At 69.6% G+C, this 21558-nt stretch carries 24 protein-coding genes, 1 pseudogene and 2 riboswitches; of the genes and pseudogenes, 17 read left to right on the forward strand and 8 right to left on the reverse strand.

All coding sequences use genetic code 11. The features are described from left to right. The first annotated feature begins 52 nt into the window (after positions 1 to 52). Positions 53 to 829: an IclR family transcriptional regulator gene (locus HD557_RS07930; RefSeq protein WP_196873486.1), complete on the forward strand. Its 777-nt coding sequence runs from the start codon at positions 53 to 55 to the stop codon at positions 827 to 829. Here HD557_RS07930 and HD557_RS07935 read toward each other — a convergent pair. Next, the gene (locus HD557_RS07935) at positions 804 to 1814 is read right to left on the reverse strand and encodes an LLM class flavin-dependent oxidoreductase (RefSeq protein ID WP_196873487.1); all 1011 of its coding nucleotides are present in this window, start codon (positions 1812 to 1814) and stop codon (positions 804 to 806) included. The two genes, HD557_RS07930 and HD557_RS07935, sit on opposite strands and share 26 nt — an antisense overlap. A 156-nt stretch (positions 1815 to 1970) precedes the next feature. Here HD557_RS07935 and HD557_RS07940 point away from each other — a divergent pair, with 156 nt between their 5' ends. Both HD557_RS07940 and HD557_RS07945 read left to right on the forward strand, forming a co-directional pair. Beyond that, a complete protein-coding gene (locus HD557_RS07940; RefSeq protein ID WP_008358019.1) occupies positions 1971 to 2651 on the forward strand; it encodes a Crp/Fnr family transcriptional regulator in 681 nt (226 codons plus the stop codon). Between the two features lie 31 nt (positions 2652 to 2682). Further along, entirely contained in the window at positions 2683 to 3501 is an 819-nt protein-coding gene (locus HD557_RS07945) for a family 16 glycosylhydrolase (RefSeq protein ID WP_196873488.1), read from the forward strand. Here HD557_RS07945 and HD557_RS07950 read toward each other — a convergent pair. Together HD557_RS07950 and HD557_RS29160 are read right to left on the reverse strand one after the other, a co-directional pair. After that, a complete protein-coding gene (locus tag HD557_RS07950; RefSeq protein WP_196873489.1) occupies positions 3463 to 3882 on the reverse strand; it encodes a GTP-binding protein in 420 nt (139 codons plus the stop codon). The genes HD557_RS07945 and HD557_RS07950 overlap by 39 nt on opposite strands. Before the next feature lie 127 nt (positions 3883 to 4009). Beyond that, positions 4010 to 4426 (reverse strand): annotated as a pseudogene (locus HD557_RS29160) (GTP-binding protein); the annotation flags it as partial. Between the two features lie 185 nt (positions 4427 to 4611). After that, a riboswitch (glycine riboswitch) is annotated at positions 4612 to 4707 on the forward strand. A 1-nt stretch (position 4708) separates the two neighbouring features. After that, positions 4709 to 4809, forward strand: a riboswitch (glycine riboswitch). Positions 4810 to 4865: 56 nt separating this feature from the next. Here HD557_RS29160 and gcvT point away from each other — a divergent pair. The 6 genes from gcvT (at position 4866) to HD557_RS07985 (ending at position 10872) form a co-directional block, all read left to right on the forward strand. Beyond that, the gene (gene gcvT, locus HD557_RS07960) at positions 4866 to 5969 is read left to right on the forward strand and encodes a glycine cleavage system aminomethyltransferase GcvT (protein WP_196873491.1); all 1104 of its coding nucleotides are present in this window, start codon (positions 4866 to 4868) and stop codon (positions 5967 to 5969) included. An 8-nt stretch (positions 5970 to 5977) separates the two neighbouring features. Beyond that, the gene (gcvH, locus tag HD557_RS07965) at positions 5978 to 6349 is read left to right on the forward strand and encodes a glycine cleavage system protein GcvH (protein ID WP_196873492.1); all 372 of its coding nucleotides are present in this window, start codon (positions 5978 to 5980) and stop codon (positions 6347 to 6349) included. Positions 6350 to 6386: 37 nt separating this feature from the next. Continuing rightward, a complete protein-coding gene (locus HD557_RS07970; protein ID WP_196876331.1) occupies positions 6387 to 7793 on the forward strand; it encodes an L-serine ammonia-lyase in 1407 nt (468 codons plus the stop codon). Between the two features lie 69 nt (positions 7794 to 7862). Further along, complete coding sequence (locus HD557_RS07975; RefSeq protein ID WP_196873493.1) at positions 7863 to 8831, forward strand: SDR family NAD(P)-dependent oxidoreductase; 969 nt, start codon at positions 7863 to 7865, stop codon at positions 8829 to 8831. Next, the gene (locus HD557_RS07980) at positions 8828 to 9262 is read left to right on the forward strand and encodes an SRPBCC family protein (RefSeq protein ID WP_196873494.1); all 435 of its coding nucleotides are present in this window, start codon (positions 8828 to 8830) and stop codon (positions 9260 to 9262) included. Before HD557_RS07975 ends, HD557_RS07980 begins: the two co-directional genes overlap by 4 nt. After that, positions 9259 to 10872 carry a phytoene desaturase family protein gene (locus tag HD557_RS07985; RefSeq protein WP_196873495.1) on the forward strand — a complete coding sequence of 538 codons (1614 nt, stop codon included), beginning with the start codon at positions 9259 to 9261 and terminating at the stop codon, positions 10870 to 10872. The genes HD557_RS07980 and HD557_RS07985 overlap by 4 nt, the downstream gene beginning before the upstream one ends. 49 nt (positions 10873 to 10921) lie before the next feature. On the opposite strand, the gene HD557_RS07990 is transcribed toward HD557_RS07985, so the two are convergent. Next, a complete protein-coding gene (locus HD557_RS07990; protein WP_231380227.1) occupies positions 10922 to 11407 on the reverse strand; it encodes an FBP domain-containing protein in 486 nt (161 codons plus the stop codon). Positions 11408 to 11466: 59 nt separating this feature from the next. Between HD557_RS07990 and HD557_RS07995 the strand changes: the two genes are divergently transcribed. Beyond that, a complete protein-coding gene (locus tag HD557_RS07995) occupies positions 11467 to 12078 on the forward strand; it encodes a TetR-like C-terminal domain-containing protein (RefSeq protein WP_196873497.1) in 612 nt (203 codons plus the stop codon). 151 nt (positions 12079 to 12229) lie between these two features. Beyond that, entirely contained in the window at positions 12230 to 12808 is a 579-nt protein-coding gene (locus HD557_RS08000) for a hypothetical protein (RefSeq protein ID WP_196873498.1), read from the forward strand. Positions 12809 to 12824: 16 nt separating this feature from the next. Here HD557_RS08000 and HD557_RS08005 read toward each other — a convergent pair whose 3' ends face one another. From HD557_RS08005 to HD557_RS08015, 3 genes are all read right to left on the reverse strand, one after another. Continuing rightward, positions 12825 to 14762 (reverse strand): caspase, EACC1-associated type, encoded by a 1938-nt coding sequence (locus HD557_RS08005; RefSeq protein ID WP_196873499.1) that lies wholly within the window; start codon positions 14760 to 14762, stop codon positions 12825 to 12827. Beyond that, positions 14759 to 15166 (reverse strand): hypothetical protein, encoded by a 408-nt coding sequence (locus HD557_RS08010; protein WP_008357995.1) that lies wholly within the window; start codon positions 15164 to 15166, stop codon positions 14759 to 14761. Before HD557_RS08010 ends, HD557_RS08005 begins: the two co-directional genes overlap by 4 nt. Positions 15167 to 15317: 151 nt before the next feature. Continuing rightward, positions 15318 to 15896 (reverse strand): carboxymuconolactone decarboxylase family protein, encoded by a 579-nt coding sequence (locus HD557_RS08015; RefSeq protein ID WP_196873500.1) that lies wholly within the window; start codon positions 15894 to 15896, stop codon positions 15318 to 15320. A 272-nt stretch (positions 15897 to 16168) separates the two neighbouring features. Here HD557_RS08015 and HD557_RS08020 point away from each other — a divergent pair, with 272 nt between their 5' ends. Further along, entirely contained in the window at positions 16169 to 16558 is a 390-nt protein-coding gene (locus tag HD557_RS08020) for a hypothetical protein (RefSeq protein WP_307785563.1), read from the forward strand. A 23-nt stretch (positions 16559 to 16581) separates the two neighbouring features. Here HD557_RS08020 and HD557_RS08025 read toward each other — a convergent pair whose 3' ends face one another. Continuing rightward, positions 16582 to 16800: an imine reductase family protein gene (locus HD557_RS08025; protein ID WP_196873502.1), complete on the reverse strand. Its 219-nt coding sequence runs from the start codon at positions 16798 to 16800 to the stop codon at positions 16582 to 16584. Positions 16801 to 16949: 149 nt separating this feature from the next. Between HD557_RS08025 and HD557_RS08030 the strand changes: the two genes are divergently transcribed. The 5 genes from HD557_RS08030 to HD557_RS08050 all read left to right on the forward strand — a co-directional run bounded on the left by HD557_RS08030 (position 16950) and on the right by HD557_RS08050 (position 21511). Beyond that, positions 16950 to 17513 (forward strand): NADAR family protein, encoded by a 564-nt coding sequence (locus tag HD557_RS08030; protein ID WP_040755037.1) that lies wholly within the window; start codon positions 16950 to 16952, stop codon positions 17511 to 17513. 127 nt (positions 17514 to 17640) lie between these two features. After that, positions 17641 to 18501, forward strand: a complete 861-nt coding sequence (locus HD557_RS08035; RefSeq protein ID WP_196873503.1) for an alpha/beta fold hydrolase — start codon at positions 17641 to 17643, stop codon at positions 18499 to 18501. A 211-nt stretch (positions 18502 to 18712) separates the two neighbouring features. Next, positions 18713 to 19141 (forward strand): hypothetical protein, encoded by a 429-nt coding sequence (locus tag HD557_RS08040; RefSeq protein WP_008357989.1) that lies wholly within the window; start codon positions 18713 to 18715, stop codon positions 19139 to 19141. A 5-nt stretch (positions 19142 to 19146) separates the two neighbouring features. After that, the gene (locus tag HD557_RS08045) at positions 19147 to 19761 is read left to right on the forward strand and encodes a hypothetical protein (protein WP_008357986.1); all 615 of its coding nucleotides are present in this window, start codon (positions 19147 to 19149) and stop codon (positions 19759 to 19761) included. Positions 19762 to 19996: 235 nt separating this feature from the next. Then, entirely contained in the window at positions 19997 to 21511 is a 1515-nt protein-coding gene (locus HD557_RS08050) for a HEAT repeat domain-containing protein (protein WP_008357984.1), read from the forward strand. Positions 21512 to 21558: the final 47 nt, after the last annotated feature.

Consider the following 21558-nt stretch of genomic DNA (forward strand, 5'->3'; position numbering starts at 1 on the left):
CCCCGCTGCCGCAGAGGCGTTCACTGAGCGGACGTCGACTATCGTACGTCTCATGGAACCCGGTCCCGGCTCGAACCAGCCCAGCGTGATCCGCCGCAGCGCGCACCTGCTGCGGCTGCTCGCCGCGCGCGAGCCGGAGGGCGCGACGACCACCCAGCTGGCGACGACCGCTGCCATCCCGCGCCCGACCGCCCACCGGCTGCTGAGCACGCTGCAGGAGGAGGGGCTGGTCGAGCGCGACAACACCACCGGCGCCTGGCACCTCGGGCCGGAGTGCTTCCTGCTCGGCGCCGCCGCGACCACCCGCCACGACATCACCCCGGCGGCCCGGGCAGCGGTGCTGCGCATCGCCCGCGAGACGGGGGAGAGCGCGTTCTTCTCCATCCGGCGCGGCGACGAGACCGTCTGCGTCCTGCGCGAGGACGGCAGCTTCCCGATCCGCTCCCACGTGCTCCACGAGGGCATCCGGTTCCCGCTCGGCGTCGCCTCGGCCGGCTTGGCGATCCTGGCGCTCATGCCCGAGTCGCGCCGCGAGGCCTACCTCGCCCGCACCGACCTCGTTCCCGCCTACGGCGAGGAGCACTCGGCGTCCGCTCTGCGGAAGCGCATCGCCGCGACCCGCGAGCGCGGCTTCGCGGTCAACCCCGGCCTGATCGTGGTCGGCAGCTGGGGTCTGGGCGCCGCCGTCTTCGACGCCCACGGGCAGCCCTACGGAGCGTTGAGCATCACCGGCATCGAGGCCCGCCTCGCGCCCCCGCGCCAGGCCGAGCTCGGCCGCCTCCTCCTGGAGGCCGCCCACATGCTCAGCTCTGGTTCGGAACCGCGGTGATGATCCCCGCGGTCATGATCTGGGCGAGCGCGGCGTCGGAGGCGAGCTGGGCGTCGCGGTCGTAGGTCGAGGTGAAGGCGAGGAGCTCGTCGGCTCCGGTGGTCTCGGCCAGCCGGTCGAGGCGGCGCCGGACGGTGTCGGCGGAGCCGGCGGTCGTCCGGGCGAGATGCGCCTCGACCCGCTCACGGAGCTGGTTCGACCAGGTCTGCGACCGGATCGCCGCGACCGGCTCGAGGGGACCGAACTCGCCGGTCTGCCGCGACCTGGCCATCGCCCATGCCTCCGGCAGCGCGAGCTCGGCGGCCTCGGCGTCGGTGTCGGCGACGAGCACGTCGACGGAGACCATCACCGAGGGCTCGGCAGCCCGCGAGGAGGGCCGGAAGTCCTTCCGGTACGCCCCGAGGACCTCGTCCAGCCGTGGGCTGTCGAGCACCGGACCGCCCACGACCACCGGCAGGCCGAGCTTCGAGGCGAGCGCGACACCGCGCCCCGTGGCGAGCACGAACATCGGGATCTGCTGGGCGGCCGCCGGCCGCGCGGTGACCGCCGCGGTGCGGTCGAGGTAGCCGCGGAGCTCCTCGATGTCCTCGGCGAACGTGTCCGGGTCGTCGAGATCCTGGCGCAGGGCGCGGCGTACGGGTGCGGTGAAGCCCAGCGTGCGCCCGAGGCCGACGTCGATGCGGCCGGGGTAGAGCGCGTCGAGCATGAGGAACTGCTCGGCCACGACCAGCGGCTGGTGGTGCGGCAGCATCACCCCGCCCGACCCGAGCCGGATCGTGGAGGTGTGCGCGCCGAGCGCACCGATCAGCACCGGCGGTGCCCCCGACGCGATCCCCGGCACCGCATGGTGCTCGGCGACCCAGAACCGGTGGTAGCCGAGCCGCTCGGCGGCCACCGCTCGCTCGATCGTGTGGGTCAGCGCAGCGCCCTCGGCGTACCCCACCCGCGTGCGGGACCGGTCCAGCATGGAGAGCTTCACGGTCATGACAACGACGCCGGGGGCCGGAGGCTTCCCGTCGGGGCTGGTGTGGCGAAGAACGCACCCGACAGGCGTGCGATGCGGGACACACATCCGCTGTCCGAGCCGTCGATCTCGGTACGCTGATGGCTTCAGCCAAATGACGACAGGAGCGGCTGGGTAATGGATCAAGACGTGCTTCGGCACGCACCGCTTTTCAGCGAGCTGGACGACGAGTCGATGACGGCGCTGCTCGCGATGATGGGCCAGACCCGCCTCAGGCGAGGCGAGGTGTTGTTCCACGAGGGAGACGCCGCGGACCGGCTCTACGCCGTCGTGAACGGCAAGGTGAAGCTGAGCCGCGCCGCGGCCAACGGACAGGACAACCTGCTGGCGATCCTGGGGCCGGGCCAGGTGTTCGGCGAGCTGTCGCTCTTCGACCCCGGTCGGCGCTCCTCGACGGTCACGGCCGTCACCGACGAGGTGGAGCTCGCCTCGCTCTCGCACGACGACCTGCTGGGCCTCCTCGACGGGCGCCCCAGCGTGACCCGTGGCCTGCTCGCCCTGCTGTCGGGCCGGCTGCGCCGGGCCAACGACGTGATCGGCGACCTGGTCTTCGCCGACGCTCCCCGCCGGGTCGCCAAGGCGCTCCTCGATCTCGCCGAGCGGTTCGGTCAGGAGACCGAGGAGGGCGTCCACGTACGCCACGACCTGACCCAGGAGGAGCTCGCCCAGCTCGTGGGCGCGGCTCGGGAGACGGTCAACAAGGCGCTCGCCGACTTCGCTGCCAAGGGCTGGGTCAGGCTGGAGTCGCGCTCGGTGGTCATCACCGACATGGAGCGGATCGTCCGCCGAGCCGGGTGATTTCTGCTCGTGAGCGGTGGGACCATCGAGCATGGTCTCACCGCTCGATGAGCTGCCCCAGCCGCCGGCCCGGCGGCCGGACCTCGACGAGGACTTCTCCGGTGGGCTGTCCGAGCAGTGGTGGATCCCGCACTACCTGCCGCACTGGACGACACCGGAGCGGTCCGAGGCTCGCTACCGGCTCGTCCCGGGTGGGCTCGAGCTGCGGATCGAGGCCGACCAGCTCGACTGGCGGCCCGAGGATGCGCCCCTGCGGGTCTCGAACCTGCAGACCGGCACGTACTCCGGCCCGGTAGGCTCCGCGCGCGGCACGCACCGTCACCGGGAGGACGGGCTGCGGGTCCGGACCGAGACCCCGCGACGGCTCCTGTTCGCGCCCGCTCGCGGTCGTGTCGACGTGACCGTCGCCGCGAGCCGGGACGACGGCTGCATGCTCGCGGCGTGGCTGGTCGGCACCGAGCACCTCTCCGGTGAGGACTCGGGGGAGATCTGCCTCTTCGAGATCGACGCGGACGCGATCGGCACGACCACGGTCGCCCGTTCCGGGGTCAAGGCGCACCACGACCCGCGCCTGAGCACCGACATGGCAGAGGTCACCGTCCCGTTCGACGCGACCCGGGCCCACACCTGGACGGTGATCTGGGACAGCCGGGAGACCGTCATCGGCTGCGAGGGTCTCGTCGTACGACACGTGCCCCAGGCTCCGACCTACCCGCTGTTCCTGATGATCGACCTCTTCGAGATCGGGCCGCCGTCCGGATCCCACCCGAAGACGGCGACCGTCCACCGCGTCCGAGGCTGGGCGTCGGCGTCAGAGGCTGACCCGGACCAGCTGGCGGAGCCGGCGTAGACCCTCGGTGCTCGGCCGCTCGGCCTCGGTGAGGGCGTCGATGAGGTGCTTCCGGACCGAGTCGGTCTCGAGGTCGAGGCCGATGGCCACGAGCTCGCTCGTCGCGTCCGGTGTGCGCCTGGCCGCGGCGACATGGGCGCTGCGTCCGACCAGGTTCACGTGGTAGCTGCGAGGTCCCTGGCCGGTCGCGACGGCGACGGTCCCCTTGATGCGGTACGCCGTCGGTGGCGGGTCCTCGAGAAGGTCGAGCAGCCGGGCCGGCTCGATCGTGCCGGGGGTCGTCACGGTCACCGATCCGGCGTGCTGGTGCTCGTGGTGGTCGGCGGCCGCCTCGCGCAGCAGCGCGGCGATCGGCAGCTCGTCGGGCGGGTCCTCGGGCACGGCGGGGTCGTAGACCAGCCGCGGGGTCGATGCGGCCGCCCACTGCGTACGCCACGTGGACCTCGGGGTTGTGCTCCCGCACCCGCGCTTCGATCCGAGCCAGGGTCTCCTCCCGCTCGGCCGACGGCACCAGGTCGGTCTTGTTGACCACCACCAGGGAGGCGGCTGCGAACCGGACCGGCGCCGGGCCCCGGCCGTCGTCGAGGGTGTCGAAGTAGGAGGCCGCGTCGACGACCTCGATGAGCCCACCGCGGCGTACGCGCTCGACGCCGCTGAACCGGACCAGCTTGGCCAAGGTGCCGGGCTCGGCCAGCCCGCTGGCCTCGACGATGACGACGTCGAGCCCGAGCCGCGGGTGGGTCAGCTTCTCCAGGGCGTCGTCGAGGCCGCCGGCGTCGGGCAGGCAGCACAGGCAGCCGCCGGCGATGGAGGCCGGCTCGTCGATCTGGCCGGTGACGAGGCCGGCGTCGACGTTGATGTCGCCGAAGTCGTTGACGACCACGCCCACCCGGGCACCGGGCTGGCGCAGCAGATGGTTGAGCATCGTGGTCTTCCCCGACCCGAGATGACCGGTGAGGATGACCACGGGAACGCGGGTGCTGGCGTTGGGTGGCACCGAGCCATCGTAGAGCCGGTGAGAACAGTTCCCGTTAGTGGGTCGCGGTGCCGAGATCTTGACGGCCGAGGAGGCCAGACCTAGGTTTGCCGCACAACTTCACATCCGCCACTCGAACTGCAGCGGGAGAGTCCTCGCCCATCCCGGGTGAGGCGCCGAAGGAGCAAACCTCCCCAGAATCTCTCAGGCCCCATGACCGCTGTGGTGAGGCGACCTCTGGAAAGTCAGGATCCGACGATCCTGCACCCACGGTGCAAACCGTCCCCGTCGGGGCGGTGAAGCTCTCAGGTAGCGATGACAGAGCGGGGAGGTCACCCGTCCACGGGTGCCGCTGTCGGCACCCACCACCAGGGAGCCTCCCGCACACATGACCTCATCCGTCCCTACCCCTCTGCACGAGATCCACCAGGCCCTCGGCGCCTCGTTCACCGACTTCGCCGGCTGGGACATGCCGGTCCGCTACGGCTCGGAGACCGCCGAGCACCACGCCGTCCGCACCGCCGCGGGGCTCTTCGACCTGTCCCACATGGGCGAGATCGAGGTGACCGGGCCCGAGGCCGGGCGAGCCCTCGACCACGCCCTGGTCGGCCGCCCGTCGGCGATCGGCATCGGCCGAGCCCGCTACTCGATGATCTGCGCCGAGGACGGCGGCATCATCGACGACCTGGTCGTCTACCGGCTCGAGGAGGAGCGCTACCTGGTCGTCGCCAACGCGAGCAACGTCCACGTGGTCGCTCCGGCACTGGCCTCGCGAGCCGAGGGCTATGAGGCCGTGGTCCGCGACGCCTCCGCCGAATGGGCGCTGATCGCGGTCCAGGGACCTGCCTCGGCGGCGATCGTGGCGGCCTTGACCGACCTCGACGTCCCCTCCCTGCGCTACTACGCCATCGACGCCGGCACCGTCGCCGGGATCGAGGTCCTGCTCGCCCGCACCGGCTACACCGGCGAGGACGGGTTCGAGATCTACTGCGCGCCCGCGTCGGCCGCTGCGGTCTGGGAGGCTCTCACCGAAGCCGGGACGCCGCACGGGCTGCAGCCCGCCGGGCTCGCCTGCCGCGACACCCTCAGGCTCGAGGCGGGCATGCCGCTCTACGGCCACGAGCTGAACCGCGACACGACGCCCTTCGAGGCCGGACTCGGCCGGGTCGTCTCCTTCGACAAGCCCGACGGCTTCGTCGGGGAGGCCGCCCTGGCCGTACGCCGCGACGAAGGCCCGCGCAGCGTGCTCGTCGGTCTGGTCGCCGCCGGGCGCCGCTCCCCGCGGGCCGGCTACGCCGTCGTGGACCCGGCCAGCGGCGACGAGATCGGCGTCGTCACCAGCGGCTCCCCGTCGCCGACTCTCGGACGTCCCATCGCGATCGCGTACGTCCGGCCCGATCTCGCCGCCGCCGGCGTCAAGGTCCAGGTCGACGTACGCGGCAGCCGCGAGGACGCCGAGATCGTCGACCTTCCCTTCTACTCCAAGAAATGAGCACCGCCATGAGCAACCCGACCCACCTGTCCTACACCGCCGAGCACGAGTGGCTCGAGAGCCGCGGCGACGTCGCGCGCGTCGGTGTCACCACCTTCGCCACCGAGGCACTGGGCGACATCGTCTTCGTCGAGCTGCCCGAGGTCGGCAGCAAGATCACCGGGGGAGAGAGCTGTGGTGAGCTGGAGTCGACGAAGTCGGTCAGCGACATCTTCGCGCCCGCCGACGGCGAGATCCTCGAGGTCAACGCCGCCGTCGTCGAGGACCCCGCGCTGATCAACAGCGACCCGTTCGGTGCCGGCTGGCTCTTCGAGATGCGCGTCTCGGGCGCCCCCGAGCTCCTCGACGCCGCGGCCTACGACGCTCTGATCGAGGAGTGACATGACCGCCGAGGTCGCCGGTTCCACGGCCGTGGCGATGGCGCTGAGCGCCTTCGACCTGTACTCGATCGGCATCGGCCCGTCGTCCTCGCACACCGTCGGCCCGATGCGCGCCGCGAAGACCTTCGTCGACGGTCTCGTCGCGGACGGTCGCCTGGATGCGGTGACACGGGTGAAGGCCGAGCTCTACGGGTCCCTCGGCGCGACCGGCCACGGGCATGGCTCCGAGGGAGCCGTGCTCCTCGGCCTCGAGGGGGAGGAGCCGGCGACCGTCGACACGCGCGCATCGTCCGGGCGGGTGGCGGCCATCCGCGAGTCCGGGGAGCTGTCGCTCGGCAGCCACGCTCTGATCCGTTTCAACAGCGGAACCGATCTGGTCATGCATCGCCGCGCCAGCCTGCCGGGCCATCCCAACGGCATGGTGTTCACCGCGTACGCCGCCTCGGGGGAGGTGCTGCGCGAGCGGACCTACTACTCCGTCGGCGGCGGCTTCGTGGTCGACGAGCACGCGGTGGGCGCCGCTCGGGTGGTCCCCGACCGCTCGGCCGTCCGCTTCCCGTTCGCCACCGGTGCCGAGCTGCTCGGCATCTGCGAGCGCGAAGGGCTCCGGGTCTCCGACCTCATGCGCGCCAACGAGCTGACCTGGCGTACGCACGACGAGATCCGCGCCGGCCTCCTCGAGATCTGGCGGGTGATGGCGGACTGCGTGCAAGCAGGCTGCGACCGTGATCCGGTCAGTGACGGCGTACTTCCTGGTGGTCTGCGGGTCCCGCGCCGGGCGCCGCTGCTCTACCGTGACCTGGCCTCCGGAGCCGGTGCCCAGGACCCCTTCCGGGTCATGGACTGGGTCAACCTGTTCGCCCTCGCGGTCAACGAGGAGAACGCGTCGGGCGGCCGCGTGGTCACCGCTCCTACCAACGGCGCGGCCGGCATCGTGCCCGCCGTCCTGCACTACTGGGTACGTTTCGTGGCGCCCGAGGCCGGGCTGGACGAGGCCGCGATCGAGGACGGCATCGTCCGGTTCCTGCTCACCGCGGCCGCGATCGGCATCCTGTGCAAGACCAACGCCTCGATCTCCGGCGCCGAGGTCGGCTGCCAGGGCGAGGTCGGCTCGGCCTGCGCGATGGCCGCCGGTGCGCTGTGCGAGGTGCTGGGCGGCACCCCGGAGCAGGTGGAGAACGCTGCCGAGGTCGGCATCGAGCACAACCTCGGCCTCACCTGCGACCCTGTCGGTGGCCTCGTGCAGATCCCGTGCATCGAGCGCAACGCCATCGCCAGCGTGAAGGCGATCAACGCGGCCCGCCTCGCCCTCAACGGCGACGGCTCCCACAAGGTCAGCCTCGACAAGGCGCTCAAGACGATGCGGGAGACCGGCGCCGACATGAAGGTGAAGTACAAGGAGACCTCCCGCGGCGGCCTCGCGGTCAACGTCATCGAGTGCTGAGCCGGGAGGGCTTCCTCGGCGCACGGCGCCGTCGCATGAAGTCGTCGTCCACGGGTACCACGTCTGAGGATGTCGATCACCCTTGTCACCGGAGCGTCGAGCGGGATCGGTCTGGCGGTCGCGCGCCTCGCCGCCACCCGCGGAGACCACGTCGTCCTCGTCGCCCGGGATCGCGAGTCGCTGGACGTCGCTGCGAGCGGTTGTGCGCGGCTGGGCGCCGCATCGACCATGGTGCTGACCCTCGACGTGGGGGACGACGATGCGGTGCGGGACGGCATCGGGGCGGTGCTCGACCGGCACGGGCAGCTCGACACGGTCATCCACTGCGCGGGAGTGGTGGCGCTGGGTCGCACGGAGTCCCTGCCGTCCGAGATCTTCGAGGGCGTGCTGCGCACCAACCTCCTCGGCTCGGTCAACGTGGCACGTCATGTGGTGCCTGTGCTGCGCCGGCGGGGCAGCGGAACGCTGGTCCTGGTCGGTTCCGCGCTCGGCCACATCACGGCGCCCTCGATGAGTCCCTACGTCATCAGCAAGTGGGGCGTTCGCGCGCTGGCCTATCAGCTGCGCCTGGAGAACCGCGACCGACCTGACGTCGCGATCGTGTACGTCGCGCCGGCTGGCGTGGACACTCCGATCTATCGCCATGCCGCGAGTGTCATCGGTCATGAGGGTCGGCCTCCGCCTCCGGTCTCGAGCCCCGAACGGACAGCCCGGCAGATCCTGCGCCGGGTCGACCGCGGCCGTGGCCGGCCACAGCTGAGCATGGCCGGCGAGGTGATACGGCTGGGGCATGCGCTGCCGCTTCTCCACGACCGGGTGGTCGCGCCGATCCTCGGCTTCCTGCTCACCGACCTGACCCGCCCCGTGGACCCGCATCCGGGCAACGTCCTGACCAGCATGAGAGGAGAGAACGCGATGCGCGGCGGCCGCGGGAACGCCGCCCTGGGTGTCGTGCGCAACCTGGCCGTCCGCATAACGCGCCGGGGGCAGGGTACCGCTAGGTCCAGTGACCCCGAGCCGCCGAGGACGTCTCCATGAGCACAAATCACAGGCTGGTCCACGCCTCACCCGAGCACGTGTGGGAGGTCCTCTCGGACGGCTGGCTCTACCCGCTCTGGGTGGTCGGCGCCTCTCGACTGCGCGACGCCGACAAGGACTGGCCGAACGTCGGCTCTCAGCTGCACCACTCGGTCGGCGTCTGGCCGCTGCTGCTCGACGACAGCACCGAGGTGCTCGAGTGCGATCCCGGGAGCAGGCTGTTGCTCCGTGCGCGCGGCTGGCCCGTAGGCGCCGCGCACGTCGAGATCACGGTGGAGCCGGCAGGCGAGGACACCGAGATCTCGATTCGAGAGCAGGCCGTCGCCGGCCCGGGCGCTCTGATCCCAAGGCCTGTGCAGGATCCGCTTCTCAAGTGGCGAAACGTGGAGGCTCTCCGGCGCTTGGCCTTCATCGTCGAACGCCGCCCATGAGTGAGGCCTCCTACGACGCGGTCGTCGTCGGTTCCGGGCCCAACGGCCTGGTCGCGGCCAACCTGCTCGCCGACAAGGGCTGGTCGGTGCTGGTGCTCGAGGCCCAACCCACCACAGGTGGAGCGGTCCGCAGCTCCGAGGACGTCCACCCCGGCTTCATCCACGACACCTTCAGCGCGTTCTATCCGCTCGCGGCCGCCTCGCCCACCATCCGTGGCCTCGGCCTGGACGAGTACGGGCTGCGGTGGAGGCATGCTCCCGCGGTCCTGGGCCATCCCATGCAGGACGGCAGCTGGGCGCTGCTGCACCGCGACCGACACGTCACCGCAGAGCTGCTCGATGCCCAGCACGCCGGCGACGGCGACGCGTGGTTGGAGCTGTGCGGTCTCTGGGACCACATCGGTGAACCCCTCGTCCATGCCCTGCTGACCCCGTTCCCGCCGCTGCGGCCGGGGGCCCACCTGCTCAACGCCCTACGTCGGGCAGGAGGCCTGGCGGCGGTGCGTACCCTGCTCACGCCGGCCGGAGACCTCGCACGCACCCACTTCGGGGGCGAAGCTGCGCGTCTGCTCCTGGCCGGCAACGCCGGACATGCCGACATCCCGTTGGACGCGCTGGGCTCCGGCACGATGGGACTTCTGCTCGCCATGCTGGGCCAGACCGTCGGCTTCCCCGTGCCGGAGGGCGGTGCCGGCATGCTCGCCGCAGCGCTGGAGCGCCGATTCCGTGAGCAGGGTGGCGACGTCCGCTGCGGTGCCGAGGTCATCCGCCTCGGCGTCGAGGACGGTCGCGTCACCGACGTACGCACCCGTGACGGCGACCGGATCAAGGTCGACCGGGCCGTGATCGCCGCCGTCGCGGCACCCCATCTGTACGGCCGGCTCCTCGATCCCACCGACGTGCCGCGACGTGTCGCGGCCGGCATGGAGAACTTCCAGCTGGACCCGGGCACGGTCAAGGTCGACTGGGCCCTGCGCAAGCCCATCCCCTGGCTCGCCGAACCCGCGTACGCGCCCGGCACCTTCCACGTCGCCGACTCGGTCGAGCAGATGACCGAGTCGTTGTCTCAGGTCTCCGCCGGCGTGATCCCCGATGCTCCGTTCCTCCTGGCAGGTCAGATGACCACCACCGACCCGAGCCGCTCGCCGGCCGGGACGGAGTCGGTGTGGGCCTACACGCACGTGCCGCAGACGGTGCTGCGCGACGCGGGGCCCGACGGGCTGCGCGGGCGATGGGACGAGGAGGAGCGCGAACGTTTCGCCGACCGCATGCAGGCGCGCATCGAGCGCCTGGCGCCCGGCTTCGGCAGCGCCGTCGCCGCACGACGGGTGCTCGGGCCCCATGAGTTCGAAGCTCTCGACGCCAACCTCATCGGCGGCGCGATCGGAGGCGGCACCTCCCAGCTCCACCAACAGCTGGTCTTCCGACCGGTGCCGGGCACGGGGCGGGCGGAGACCGGCATCACCGGACTGTTCCTCGGGTCCGCCTCCGCCCACCCCGGCGGCGGCGTGCACGGGGCCGCCGGCAGCAACGCCGCTCGCGCCGCCCTCCTGCACGATCGCCTTCGGTGGCGTGGTCGTCGTCAGGCACGGTCGACAACGACCCGGTGACGGGCCGAGCTCGACGGCGCGGCAGTCGCGAACCCCCGGCGTCAGGCCGCTACGCGGGCCGGAGCACCCGCGCCACGAATGAGTCGAGGTTGCCGAGCAGCCGGTCGACCTTCTGCTCGACGCTGAGGGTCTCGTGGACGACCGGGGTGTCCAGCTTGCGCTTGTTGCGCGCCTTGAGGGAGCAGTCGAGGTCGGCGCAGATGTAGGTGCCGACCGAGTTGCCGTCCTGTCCGGAACGACCGGCGCGCGAGGCGACCAGCAGCGCGACGTCACCGACCGTCGTGCACAGCGCGCACATCGTCTTCCGCGGCCCTCGCGTCTCGCGTGAGGCCCGGAGAGCCACGCCGCAGAGCCTGCCGTCGTGCTCAGTGACGAGGTAGTGGTTCTGCGGCGCCTTCGGGTCCTGCCAGCCGAGGTAGTCGAGGTCGTCCCACGGCCGTTCAGCCAGGTCAGCGGGCATGTTGAGGCGCTTGGTCGCACCCTTGGTGAGGTTGACGAACGAGGAGCGTACGTCGGTCTCGGTCAGCGGCTTCATGCTCATCAGGCTAGGATTTCCTACAACTGTTAGGCAACTCGTTATTCGGGAGGTTGTTGATGGGACGTCCAGGGCTGAACCGGACCGCGGTGATCGCGGCCGCCGCCGACCTGGCCGACGAGCTCGGCTTCGACGCCGTCACCATCTCGGTCCTCGCGCGCCACCTCGGCGTCAGGTCGCCGACTCTCTACTCCCACATCACCGGAGCCACCGACCTCCGCACCGCCGTCACCGCGTACGTCCTCGACGAGCTCGCCGACGCCACCAGCGCTGCCATGTCTGCGGGGGAGTCCCGCGACCTCCTCGTCGCCTACGCCAACGCCATCCGCGACTTCGCCCGCCGCTCACCCGGCCGCTACGACGCCACCACCCGTCAACGCATCCCACCCGCCCCGGGCTCGAGTTCCGCTCCGCCCTCGGTGGACGACGCGATCGCCGCCGGCCGCCGCAACGCGGATCTCGCCCTCGCCGTCGTCCGCAGCTTCGGAGTGGCCGAGGCCGACGAGACGTACGCCGTCCGTCTGATGTCCAGCCTCATCCACGGCTACATCACCCTCGAGCTAGCTGGCACCTTCGCCCACAGCCAGCCGCCGAGCGAGACCACCTGGCCCGACGTCCTCGACGACCTCGACCGCACCCTCACGCGGATAGCGACGGGGCGGCGTCAGTGACCGCGACGCGAGTGCCGCCTGCGGCGAATCTATACCCCGGAACGGGGATCTACTTCTCGGGCAGCCAGGCGGATACTTCGAAGTAGCTGACCGGCCGATCTCGGCACCCAGAGTCTTCGGCCGCAGCTCACCAGAAGGCGGAGGTGGCGCTATGCGCCGGATTCTCTTGGCGTTGACACTCTGCGTCGGCCTGCTGATCGCCGGCAGCCCCCACGCCTCTGCGGTCCCTACCGACCTGGACTCGTGCCCGACGGACAGGCCGACGTTGTACGACGTGACCATCGGCAACACGAACGTGGCGGACTTCGCCAGCGACGGCCATGTCTGGGCTCTCGACTCGTATCTCCAGCATGTCCAGGTGTGGAAGATCGGTCAGAAGCACTACTGCTTCCGCATCGAGTACGACGGCACCTGGACCAGCTTCGCGGGCGTCAGCCCGGGCGGCACCGGAACGATCAGCGAGGGCCTCACCGGCACCTTCTACGGCCTGCGGATCCTCCGGCTGACCGGCGAGTTCAACCCGCAGTATCCGCTCAGCGGTCACGTCGCCGACTTCGACTGGCAGTGCCAGGCGGACGGCACCTGCACCGGGCTGCGGCCATCGCCCGCCATGTACTTCTCGCCCATCACCAACGCCAACATCACCTGGTCCGAGTTCCACGCCACCAGTGCCGCCAACGGCACCTGGCACGACACGACGTACGGCTACTCCGGCGACATCACGGACTGAGTCTTCTCGGAAGTGGTCAGGCCGCGCCGGACCCTGCGCCGCTCCGTGTCGGCGACTGCTGGACCTGCCAGGCAGCGAAGGCGGCGAGCAGACCCCCGGCGATGCCGACCCACCCAGCCGGACCCACCTCGCCCTCCTCGCCGATCGCCTGCCAGGCGGCGATGACGACCCCGACGTAGTGGAGTGCGGTGAGGACACCGGCAGAGATCAGGACGGCGGTGGCGAACCGACGCCGGGAGGAAAGGAACAGCGTGCCGAAGGCCAGGCAACCGACCGTTGCGGCCGGCTCGAAGATGTATTCGGCGCTCGCGCCTTCCTCCACCTCGGTCCAGTACGAGCTGAAGCCGTCGTAGGGGATGAACAGCGCCACGGTGGCCACTCCGGCGCCCACCATGGCCGATACGAGCCAGACGGGCTCGACAGGGCCGAGGTCGCGGTCCCTCGGCGACACGCTCGAGCACGCCCGGCCTGCCACGACAGCCCCCACTCCGCCGCACACGACGAGAAGACCCAGGCCGACACCGACGCCGCCGATGTCCTCGAGGGAGAACTTCACCAGCCCGAGGCCGGCGGCGCTCATGAGGACCCCGACCACGATGAACAGTCCGGCTGCGTCGGCCGAGGCCAGCTGCTGGCGGCGGAGCCGGCCCGCAGCGAGGAGGAGAGCGAGGGCGGCAAGCGCCACCTCGAACGGCGTGACCACCGCGAACGAGTTCCACGACGTCGGGGCCTCGGCCAGGAACGGCAACGGAATCGCAGCCAGGAGCGCCACGGCAGCGATCGACGCGGCGGCCGGCACCCACGCGGGGGGCCGGGGCTCGGTAGCTGCCACCGGCCGCGGGCTGTGCTCGGGCTCGCGGTCGGGCTCGCGATCGGGCTCGCGCGCGACAGCGGCTCCGGGCACCGGCGCAGGTGTGACTGGTGTGTCTGGCGCAGGCGGCGCGACTGCCGGCTGCCCCGGGGCGGCGGGTGGCGGTGGGGGCGAGGTCTCGACGGGCCGGCAAGCTCGTTCGGCCGATCCGCGCACGACGCGCTGCGTGTCGTGCTCGGCCATGTCCTCCAGCGCCATCCGGGCAGCGGCGGCGCGATCGGGGTCCTCGTCGTCCAGCAACGCGGCCAGCTCCTCCACCGCCCCGAGACGTACGTTGGTGAACGGACTCGAGATGGCACCACGCAGGTCGGCCAGCACGTCCGCCGGCTCGGGCGGGCGGTTGCTGCGGGCGATGTAGAAGTCCCCCTGCACGTCGAAGACCCACTTGCCCGGAGTCTGCGACGGCGTGACGTTCCGTACCCGGTCGAAGGCGAAGTCGTACAGCTCGTCGACCGACACGAAGCCGTCACGGTCCCGGTCCGCCTCGCCGGTGGCCAGACCCTCGACCAGAGCCGAGGTGAACACCGACGGTTTGCCCTGGCCGGCAAGCTGGTCGCCCTCGAACGAGTACTCCATCGCGCTCGACGCCGTCAGCACGATCCGCCCGCGACCGTCGAAACGCTCCATGATGTCCATGCGCTCGTCGCCGCGATTCATCATCCCGCGCGCGAACGCGCCGCTGTAGCAGCAGTCCAGGAGCAGCACGATGCGCCGGGACCGACTCTTCGTCATCTGTCTGTTCACGTAGTCGGCGGGCAGGGACGTCGCGTCCAGGTGGTCGATCTCGGTGTCCGGCGTAGCGAAATAGAGCCTCCCGTCCTCATCCTTCACCCCGTGGCACGACAGGTGCAGCAGGAGGAGATCGTCGGGCCCGCGGTCGTCGAAGAAGCTCGAGACCTTGCGCCGGACCACGTGCTCCGGCTCGTTGAGCGACACCTCGACCTCGAAGCCCCCGATCTCGGCGTTCCGGAGCACGCCTGCCAGTTGCTCGGCGTCGGTGGCGGGCGCGCGAAGCCTGCTCAACCGCTGGTCGTGGTACGTGTCGTTCGCGACCACCAGCGCGCTGCGCCGCCCCGTGGTCATGGCACCGGTGAGGAGGCAGGCGGGTCCGGCTCCCCTGAGGCGTGCAGGGCTGCGACGAACTCATCGATGAGTCGATCCTGCTGCTCCCGCGACGCCGAGTCGATCTTGAGTGTCTGGTCGCCGATGGTGAGCTCGACCGCGTGGGCCCCGCGAGCAGAGGACATCCACCCGCGTATCGCTCCCACGATGGCGGTCACGGCGACCAGGGGCTCCTGGAAGGCCACGATCAGAACGCCGATCGCCGCGATGTCGATGCCACGGGTGCCGGCAGGCGCCTCGCCCGCGCTCGCGCGCTCGACATCATCGACGCCGAGGTCCAGCAGCTCCCGGCGCAAGACCGAACTGAGCTCCTCGAGACGCTCCACATCAGGATCGTGGATCGTGATGGTCATCTGGCGACTCATCCTCGGCTCCTCGCTTCAATACTCCCCCTACCGCCAGTGTCCTCCCGGACCGAGGGCTCGTCAGCGGTTTTCAGCGACATGATCAGGCCTTTCAAGTCGGGCCAGCACCGCTCGTGACACCTTCCTGGTGCGGCCAACCGAGTCATCCCCGTCAACCGGGCGCACGTCCCCAGGTGATGACCGTGCGTACGGCTGGATCGAGGGCGTCGGCGAGGGTGATGTCCGGCCGGGCGCCGAGAGCGCCGTTGATGCTGGAGAAGGCCGTGCGCAGCCCTGCGTAGATGGTCAGCGCCACGATCTGTGGCTCGCTGAACCCCGCGTCACGCAGACGCTCGATGTCTCGCGGTGTGCTGCTGCCGGGGGAGCGGGCGACGGTGCGTGCCCAGGCGGCCAGCGCGTGTTCGCGTTCGCTGAAGGGTTCCTCGTCGCCCGTGAGTGCGGCGATCGCAGTCTTTGGGTCGGACCAGGCGCTCAGGCGTTTGCCCCACGCGACAGCGCAGTAGGAGTCACCGACAGCCACGGCCTGGGCGATCACGATCATGGCTTTGTCGCGCAGTGTCAGTCCTGCCGCGTCGGCCGTGGCGTCGAACAGTCGCTGGAGCTGCTCCTTCATCTCCGGCTGATGTGCCCACACGCGGGTGAGGTCCCAGACATAGCCGTCGTCGGCGAGGTCTTCGGCGTACAGCTCTTCCTGGCCGGCGCTCGGCGCAGGTTCCTCCAAGAAAGTCACGAGCCCAGAACATCGGCGGCCGATTTACCCTGTGCCGAATTGGTGCCGTACGTCCCCGGTGTTGGGGATGGGAGTCAGGTCTCAGGCTCGCGGGCGATCCGCACGGTCGTGACGAGCCGTTGGCGTTGCGGCCACCGCGCCCGAACTCGGACTGGCCGAATCTGCCTGACGAATCTGCTAATCGAGTGGCATCTGACCGGTCGCGTGCATGACGATGACTATCCCGGTCCAGCATGGTCGAAGGAGGGAACGGCATTAGTCGGACCTCGTTCGTGAGTAAGCTTCGGGACCAGGTCATTCGACCGCTGATTCACAGCGCGCTGGTGGAGCAAGAGATCCCCGAGGTCACTGTCGCGGTCGTGGTCGGCACGGAGTTCGAGAGCTCTCTCCGGGACCGGGGGAACCGCATTGGACGTATCCCGAGGATGGGCACGAGTACGTATGGGCTCACGTCATATCAGCCCACGAACGCGGGAGCTGGGTGGCGGTTGGGGCGCTTAGAGGATCTCCATGATCCAGCGGTGCTGGTTGATGCGCTCCGGCAGTTGGGCTCGGATCTCGAGGACTGGGTGTGTGAGACGACATTCGCGTGGGGCGAGGAGCGCCATGCCCGGGTTCCGGAGATTCGAGACCTGCCTGAATGGTTGATCGCCGGTGACTGAGGGTGCAGGCGCCGGCGTTCACCTCAGACGTACGGCCGGATGGCGTCGATGATGCGCGACCAGTTCTCTGCGCCGTGGCTACGGGAGCGGGCCCAGGTGTAGTGGGCCTGGACGGCGCGGGGGAGGTCGGTGTCGATGCCGGCGGCCTCGCTGGCCTCGACGAGGTGGTCGGCGGTCGCGCCCATCATGGTGACGGTGATGAGGTGGCCGGGGTGGCGGCTGGCCTCGAGCTGGTCACCCATGACTTACGCCGCGTGGCCGAGCTCCGCCTTGGCTTGCCCGCCGTCAGAGCTGGCGAACGGACATTCGTTCGTACGACTTCCGACCTCAGAGTTGGGATCTCGGAGAAACACGGATGCTGGCAGCCGTTGATCGTCGGTACCGTGCGCCGGTGGAGACCGAACAGGCGCTGCGAGCGCGAAGTGTAGAAGAGCTCGTGGCTGCGTACGAGGCCGGCGAGCGTCCCCGATACGTCCACTTCTGGGGCCACACGCCAAAGGGGCCTGGTGTGGGCATGCACGTCTTAAGTCAGTGGTGGCCGAAAGTCTTCGCAGACGCTGATGGGCGGAGCTTTGCAAGCGCTGAGCATTACATGATGTGGCGCAAGGCCGTCCTCTTCGGTGATGACCGCACCGCTGCAAGGATCCTCGACGCTGCCAGCCCTGGGGCAGCGAAGGCACTCGGGCGCGAGGTCTCAGGCTTCGAGGATGAGGTGTGGCTCGAGCACCGCTGGCGGATCGTGGTCGAGGGGTCGACGCTCAAGTTCGGTAGCGACCCGGCGCTGCGCGACTACCTTCTTGCAACTCGCGGCCGGGTGCTGGTCGAGGCGTCTCCGCGCGACCGGATCTGGGGTATCGGCCTGGGAAAGAGCTCCCCGTACGCCGAGGAGCCAGCACGCTGGAACGGTCTGAACCTGCTCGGGTTTGCCTTGATGGAGGCCAGGAACCGGTTGTGAGGCCCTCGTCGATCGCTTCGGAACTTGGCACGGGGCGAGCAACGCCATGCCCGGCGCACGGAGCCTGATGGCCTGACGGATTGCCGTAAGGAATGGCAGCATAAGCACCCCGTCACCAGGAGGCCTCATGCCCACCGCAGCCACATTCGTCTCGCCGACCGACGGCACTGTTCTCGCAACCCGGACATGGGGAGCGGAGCTGTCGGCGCCGCGTGGCGTTGTCCAGATCGCCCACGGGATCGCCGAGCACGGGCAGCGTTACGACCGGCTCGCTCGGGCTCTCGTCGGGGCTGGGTACGTCGTGCGGGCGGTCGATCACCGCGGTCACGGCGGGTCCGTCGCGTCGGCCGACCAGCTCGGCCACTTCGAGTTCGAGGCGCTGGTGGCTGACGTCGCGGCCCTGGGTGCGCCGCTGCGCGAGGAGTTCTTCGGGATCCCGGTGTTCCTGGTCGCGCACTCGATGGGGTCCTTTGCGGCGCAGACGGTGATCGTGGACCGGTCCGACCTGTACGACGGTGTGGTGCTGTCGGGCTCGACCGCCCTCGACGTACTCGCTGGTGCGCTCTCGAGCGCCGAGGGTCCGGCCGGGCTGGAGGCGTTCAACGCCGGGTTCGAGCACCGGACCGGGTACGAGTGGCTCTCGCGCGACGAGGCCGAGGTCGATGCGTACGTCGCAGACCCGTTGTCCGGCTTCGATCTGCCCGACACCGCCGTGCCTCAGCTGTTCGCCGGCGCCGAGCGTCTGGCGGACCCGGCAGCCATTAGTCGGATCCGCCCCGATCTGCCGATTCTCGTCGTCTCCGGCGACGCCGACCCGCTTGCCGGAGGTGGCGCCCTGGTCGAGCTGCTGGGGCAGCGTTATCGCGAGGCCGGACTGAAGGATGTGACGGTGACGCTCTACCCCGGGGCGCGCCACGAGATCTTCAACGAGACCAACCGCGATGCGATCACCGCCGACGTGATCGACTGGCTCACGGCTCATTCCTGACTGTCGTGAGGGCGGCCTCCTTGCGGGGGGCCTCCCCGCGACAGCTCACCCCCGGCCGTAAGGCCGGATGGCGTCGATAATCCGTGACCAGTTCTCCGCGCGCCGTAGCCGCGGGAGCGGGCCCAGGCGTAGCGGGCCCGGGCGCCGGCGGGGTCAGTGTCGATGCCGACGGCATCGCTGGCCTCGAGGAGGCAGTAGGAGCCATCTTCGGGTGTACGAGATCGCCGGCGCGTCATCGCCGGGAGGATGGCCGGACTGGGTGCGCCAGCAGCCCGTTCAGCCGCGTCTGTCGGTTGTGGATCCGGTTACAGTCACCTCCGTGCCGGACGGATCCAGCAATACGTGGAAGCTCATGGAGAAGACGGAGGTCGTTGGCCTTCTCACCGTGACAGGGAGCGACTTCCCGTGGCTGGAGGGCGCCTTCGTCCCATCCGCTGGGTTCGACAAGTGGCGGGCGGTCTTCGCCGAAGAGAGCAGGCTCGTTGAACACGAGAACTTGGAGGAGACCGACGAGTACGACGCGTGGGAACTGCTCGTCGAGCAGATCACCGGGGCCCTGAACATGGTGGACCCACAAGGACAAGTGGTCGAAGAGTTCCTGCTCCACATCGACGGCGCTCATGCCAGTTGGCGTTGGTGAGCCCGATGGTGACAGACATCTACGGCGGTATCGAGATCCGTGATCCCTGGCCAGACGACGCGAATCAGGGTTGGATCAAGGCGATCGACCTGTTTCCTCTATTGGAAGACGGAGGACCCGCCGGCGCCTACCCGGCGTACGCGTTCCTGTTCGGCGTCCGAAACGAGTACGGGTTCAGCCCGATCGCCGAGGCGAGGGGATTACCTGCGGACGTCGCAGCATCGACACGGGAGTACCTCCAGCCGGAGTTGGACTATGGCCAGTTCGTCGTGTCGTGGCTGCTGTGGTCTGAGGTAAAGGACCTTGATCTCGATGGACCGTTCGGGCACATCGCCGGCCAGTTGGAGTGGAACGACGGGGCGTCGTTCTGGATCTCCAGGTTGATTCCAGCGGAGGTCGAAAGCGGAGTGCTCGCATTCGCGGGCGAACCGGCGTCGTCGCTGAATCTTGCCGAGGCGACGACATGGCAACACAACGGGGTCACGTACAGGTATCGACCGATGACTCTCGGGAGCTATTTCGGCGATGGGACACCGTGGGGGCATGTGTTCGCGGTCATGAGTGCTCTCGCCGGCAGGTTCGGCGATGAGGGCGTACGCCTAGTAGCGGGGTTTGACTGACATGCGAACGAACAAGGGTGCCGCCTGCTGACCATGCAGCCGACTCACGCCGAAACTCCGATGCGGGCGGCGACATGGGTCGGCAAAGGGGCATGGCTCCTCGGCAGGTAGCGGCTGTTCGTCGAGCGGATAGCGGGCAGTTGAGCGGGAGCACCTGGCGGTGATAGACGGGTTCCTCGCGGGGAAGCTGAAACCTGATGGCACGACACATCCGCGATCGGCGAGGATCAGCGCCATGTCTCTGACCTATCCCGAAGCATTCGACCTCGCGACTGCTGTGTCCCAAGCGATCGTGAAGGACGTCGGTGACCGGGATGAACTGCGCTCGACGCTGAGTTCGCTCTCGGGCAGAGAGTGGCTTGTGCTGGATCAGGCGGCACGGTCCTACCGCCATCCGACGACCCCGGTCTCTGGCCTCCGAGGTTGGCTGGACGAGTGCCTGAACGAACCCGACGGGTTCGTTGCTGCGGTGACGAGCATGCATGTTGACGGACGGTTCAGGGAACGGGCGACACGGGCGCTGGGCGGGGTCGCAGGGCCTCTTGCGGCTGCGGCTCTTGGCGTACGTCTCCTCGATCACGTCCCTCAAGTTCGTCAGGCTGCCGCGGAGTCTCTCCAGTACGCCGACATGGTGGAGCATCTGGATCGCGTGATGGACGTCGTTCTCGCCGGACGCGAGAGGCGCTTCGGCAGCCACGCCATCGAGCTTGTGGAGTCGCGCGTGCGCTCTGAGGTGGGGGAGGAGACGCTGGCGACGATGCTCATGGCGTCGCCCCTGATGCGGGTAAGACGGCGCGGCGTCGAGATGGCGCATGGAATCGGCCTGCTGCCGGTTGAGCGGCTTCGTGAGATCGCGCGTACCGAGACGGATCAGCTGGTCCTGGCCTGGTGTGCCGAGTGGCTGTTTGCCTCCAGGGAAGTGACGGACCTTGTCGATCTACTCGATGCTCGATCCGCGATGATCCGACAGGTTGTCGTGCTGGCCGTTGCGGACGACGACCTGACTGATGAGCGTCTGCTTGCGTTGGCAGTCGACCGGGTTCCGCGAGTTCGCGAGTCGGCTCGCTTCCGCGCGCGCAGGCGCGGTCTCGACGTCGCCGGCTGGTATCGAGCGCAACTGCAGCAAGACCTTCCGGGCCGTACCCAGGCCGCCGTCCTGGACGGGCTCCTTGCTGTCGGCGACGCAGCAGCAGACCTGCCGAGATTCGTCGGCGCGCTGACTAGTTCACGGCCCCGCGTGCGTGAGGTCGCCGTCCGAGCAGTCGCCCTCTGGGCGGGCCGCGACGAGGTACTTCGACTCTTGCCCGCGCTCCTCACAGATTCCAGCGGTCGGGTGTCCTCGGCCGCCGCACGTGCCCTCGGTCGGCTCGGGGCACCCGTCCGGATGGCGTCGGACGCATGGGCATCGGAACTTCGGTCGAACCGTCGCGCCGCGTGGCTCTTGGCGCGCTCCAACGGCGGTTGGGATCAGGTCGAGGCAGATCTCAGGCTCGCTGTAGACCAAGATGCTGAACTGGCCGGCCTCGGGCGCGCGCAAGTGTCGAACTGGTTGGAGGTCCGCGCAGCGACAACCTGGCAGCCGATGAGCGCTGAGCAGCGAGCCCGAATTGCTGCACTGCTGGAGATGTGGGACGGACAACCAGGCGCGAAACGTGCCATCGCCTTTCATGCTGGACTCAAGACCGAGGTTTCAGAGGACAACTACGACGACGGCGTGGCGGCACAGAAGTGGTGGTGGCGGCGTCGTTGACGTCTCGTCGCATGTGCGAGAAGAGCATGTGACGTCGTCTCCTGACC

The sequence above is a fragment of the Nocardioides luteus genome, assembly GCF_015752315.1.
Lineage (GTDB): Bacteria > Actinomycetota > Actinomycetes > Propionibacteriales > Nocardioidaceae > Nocardioides.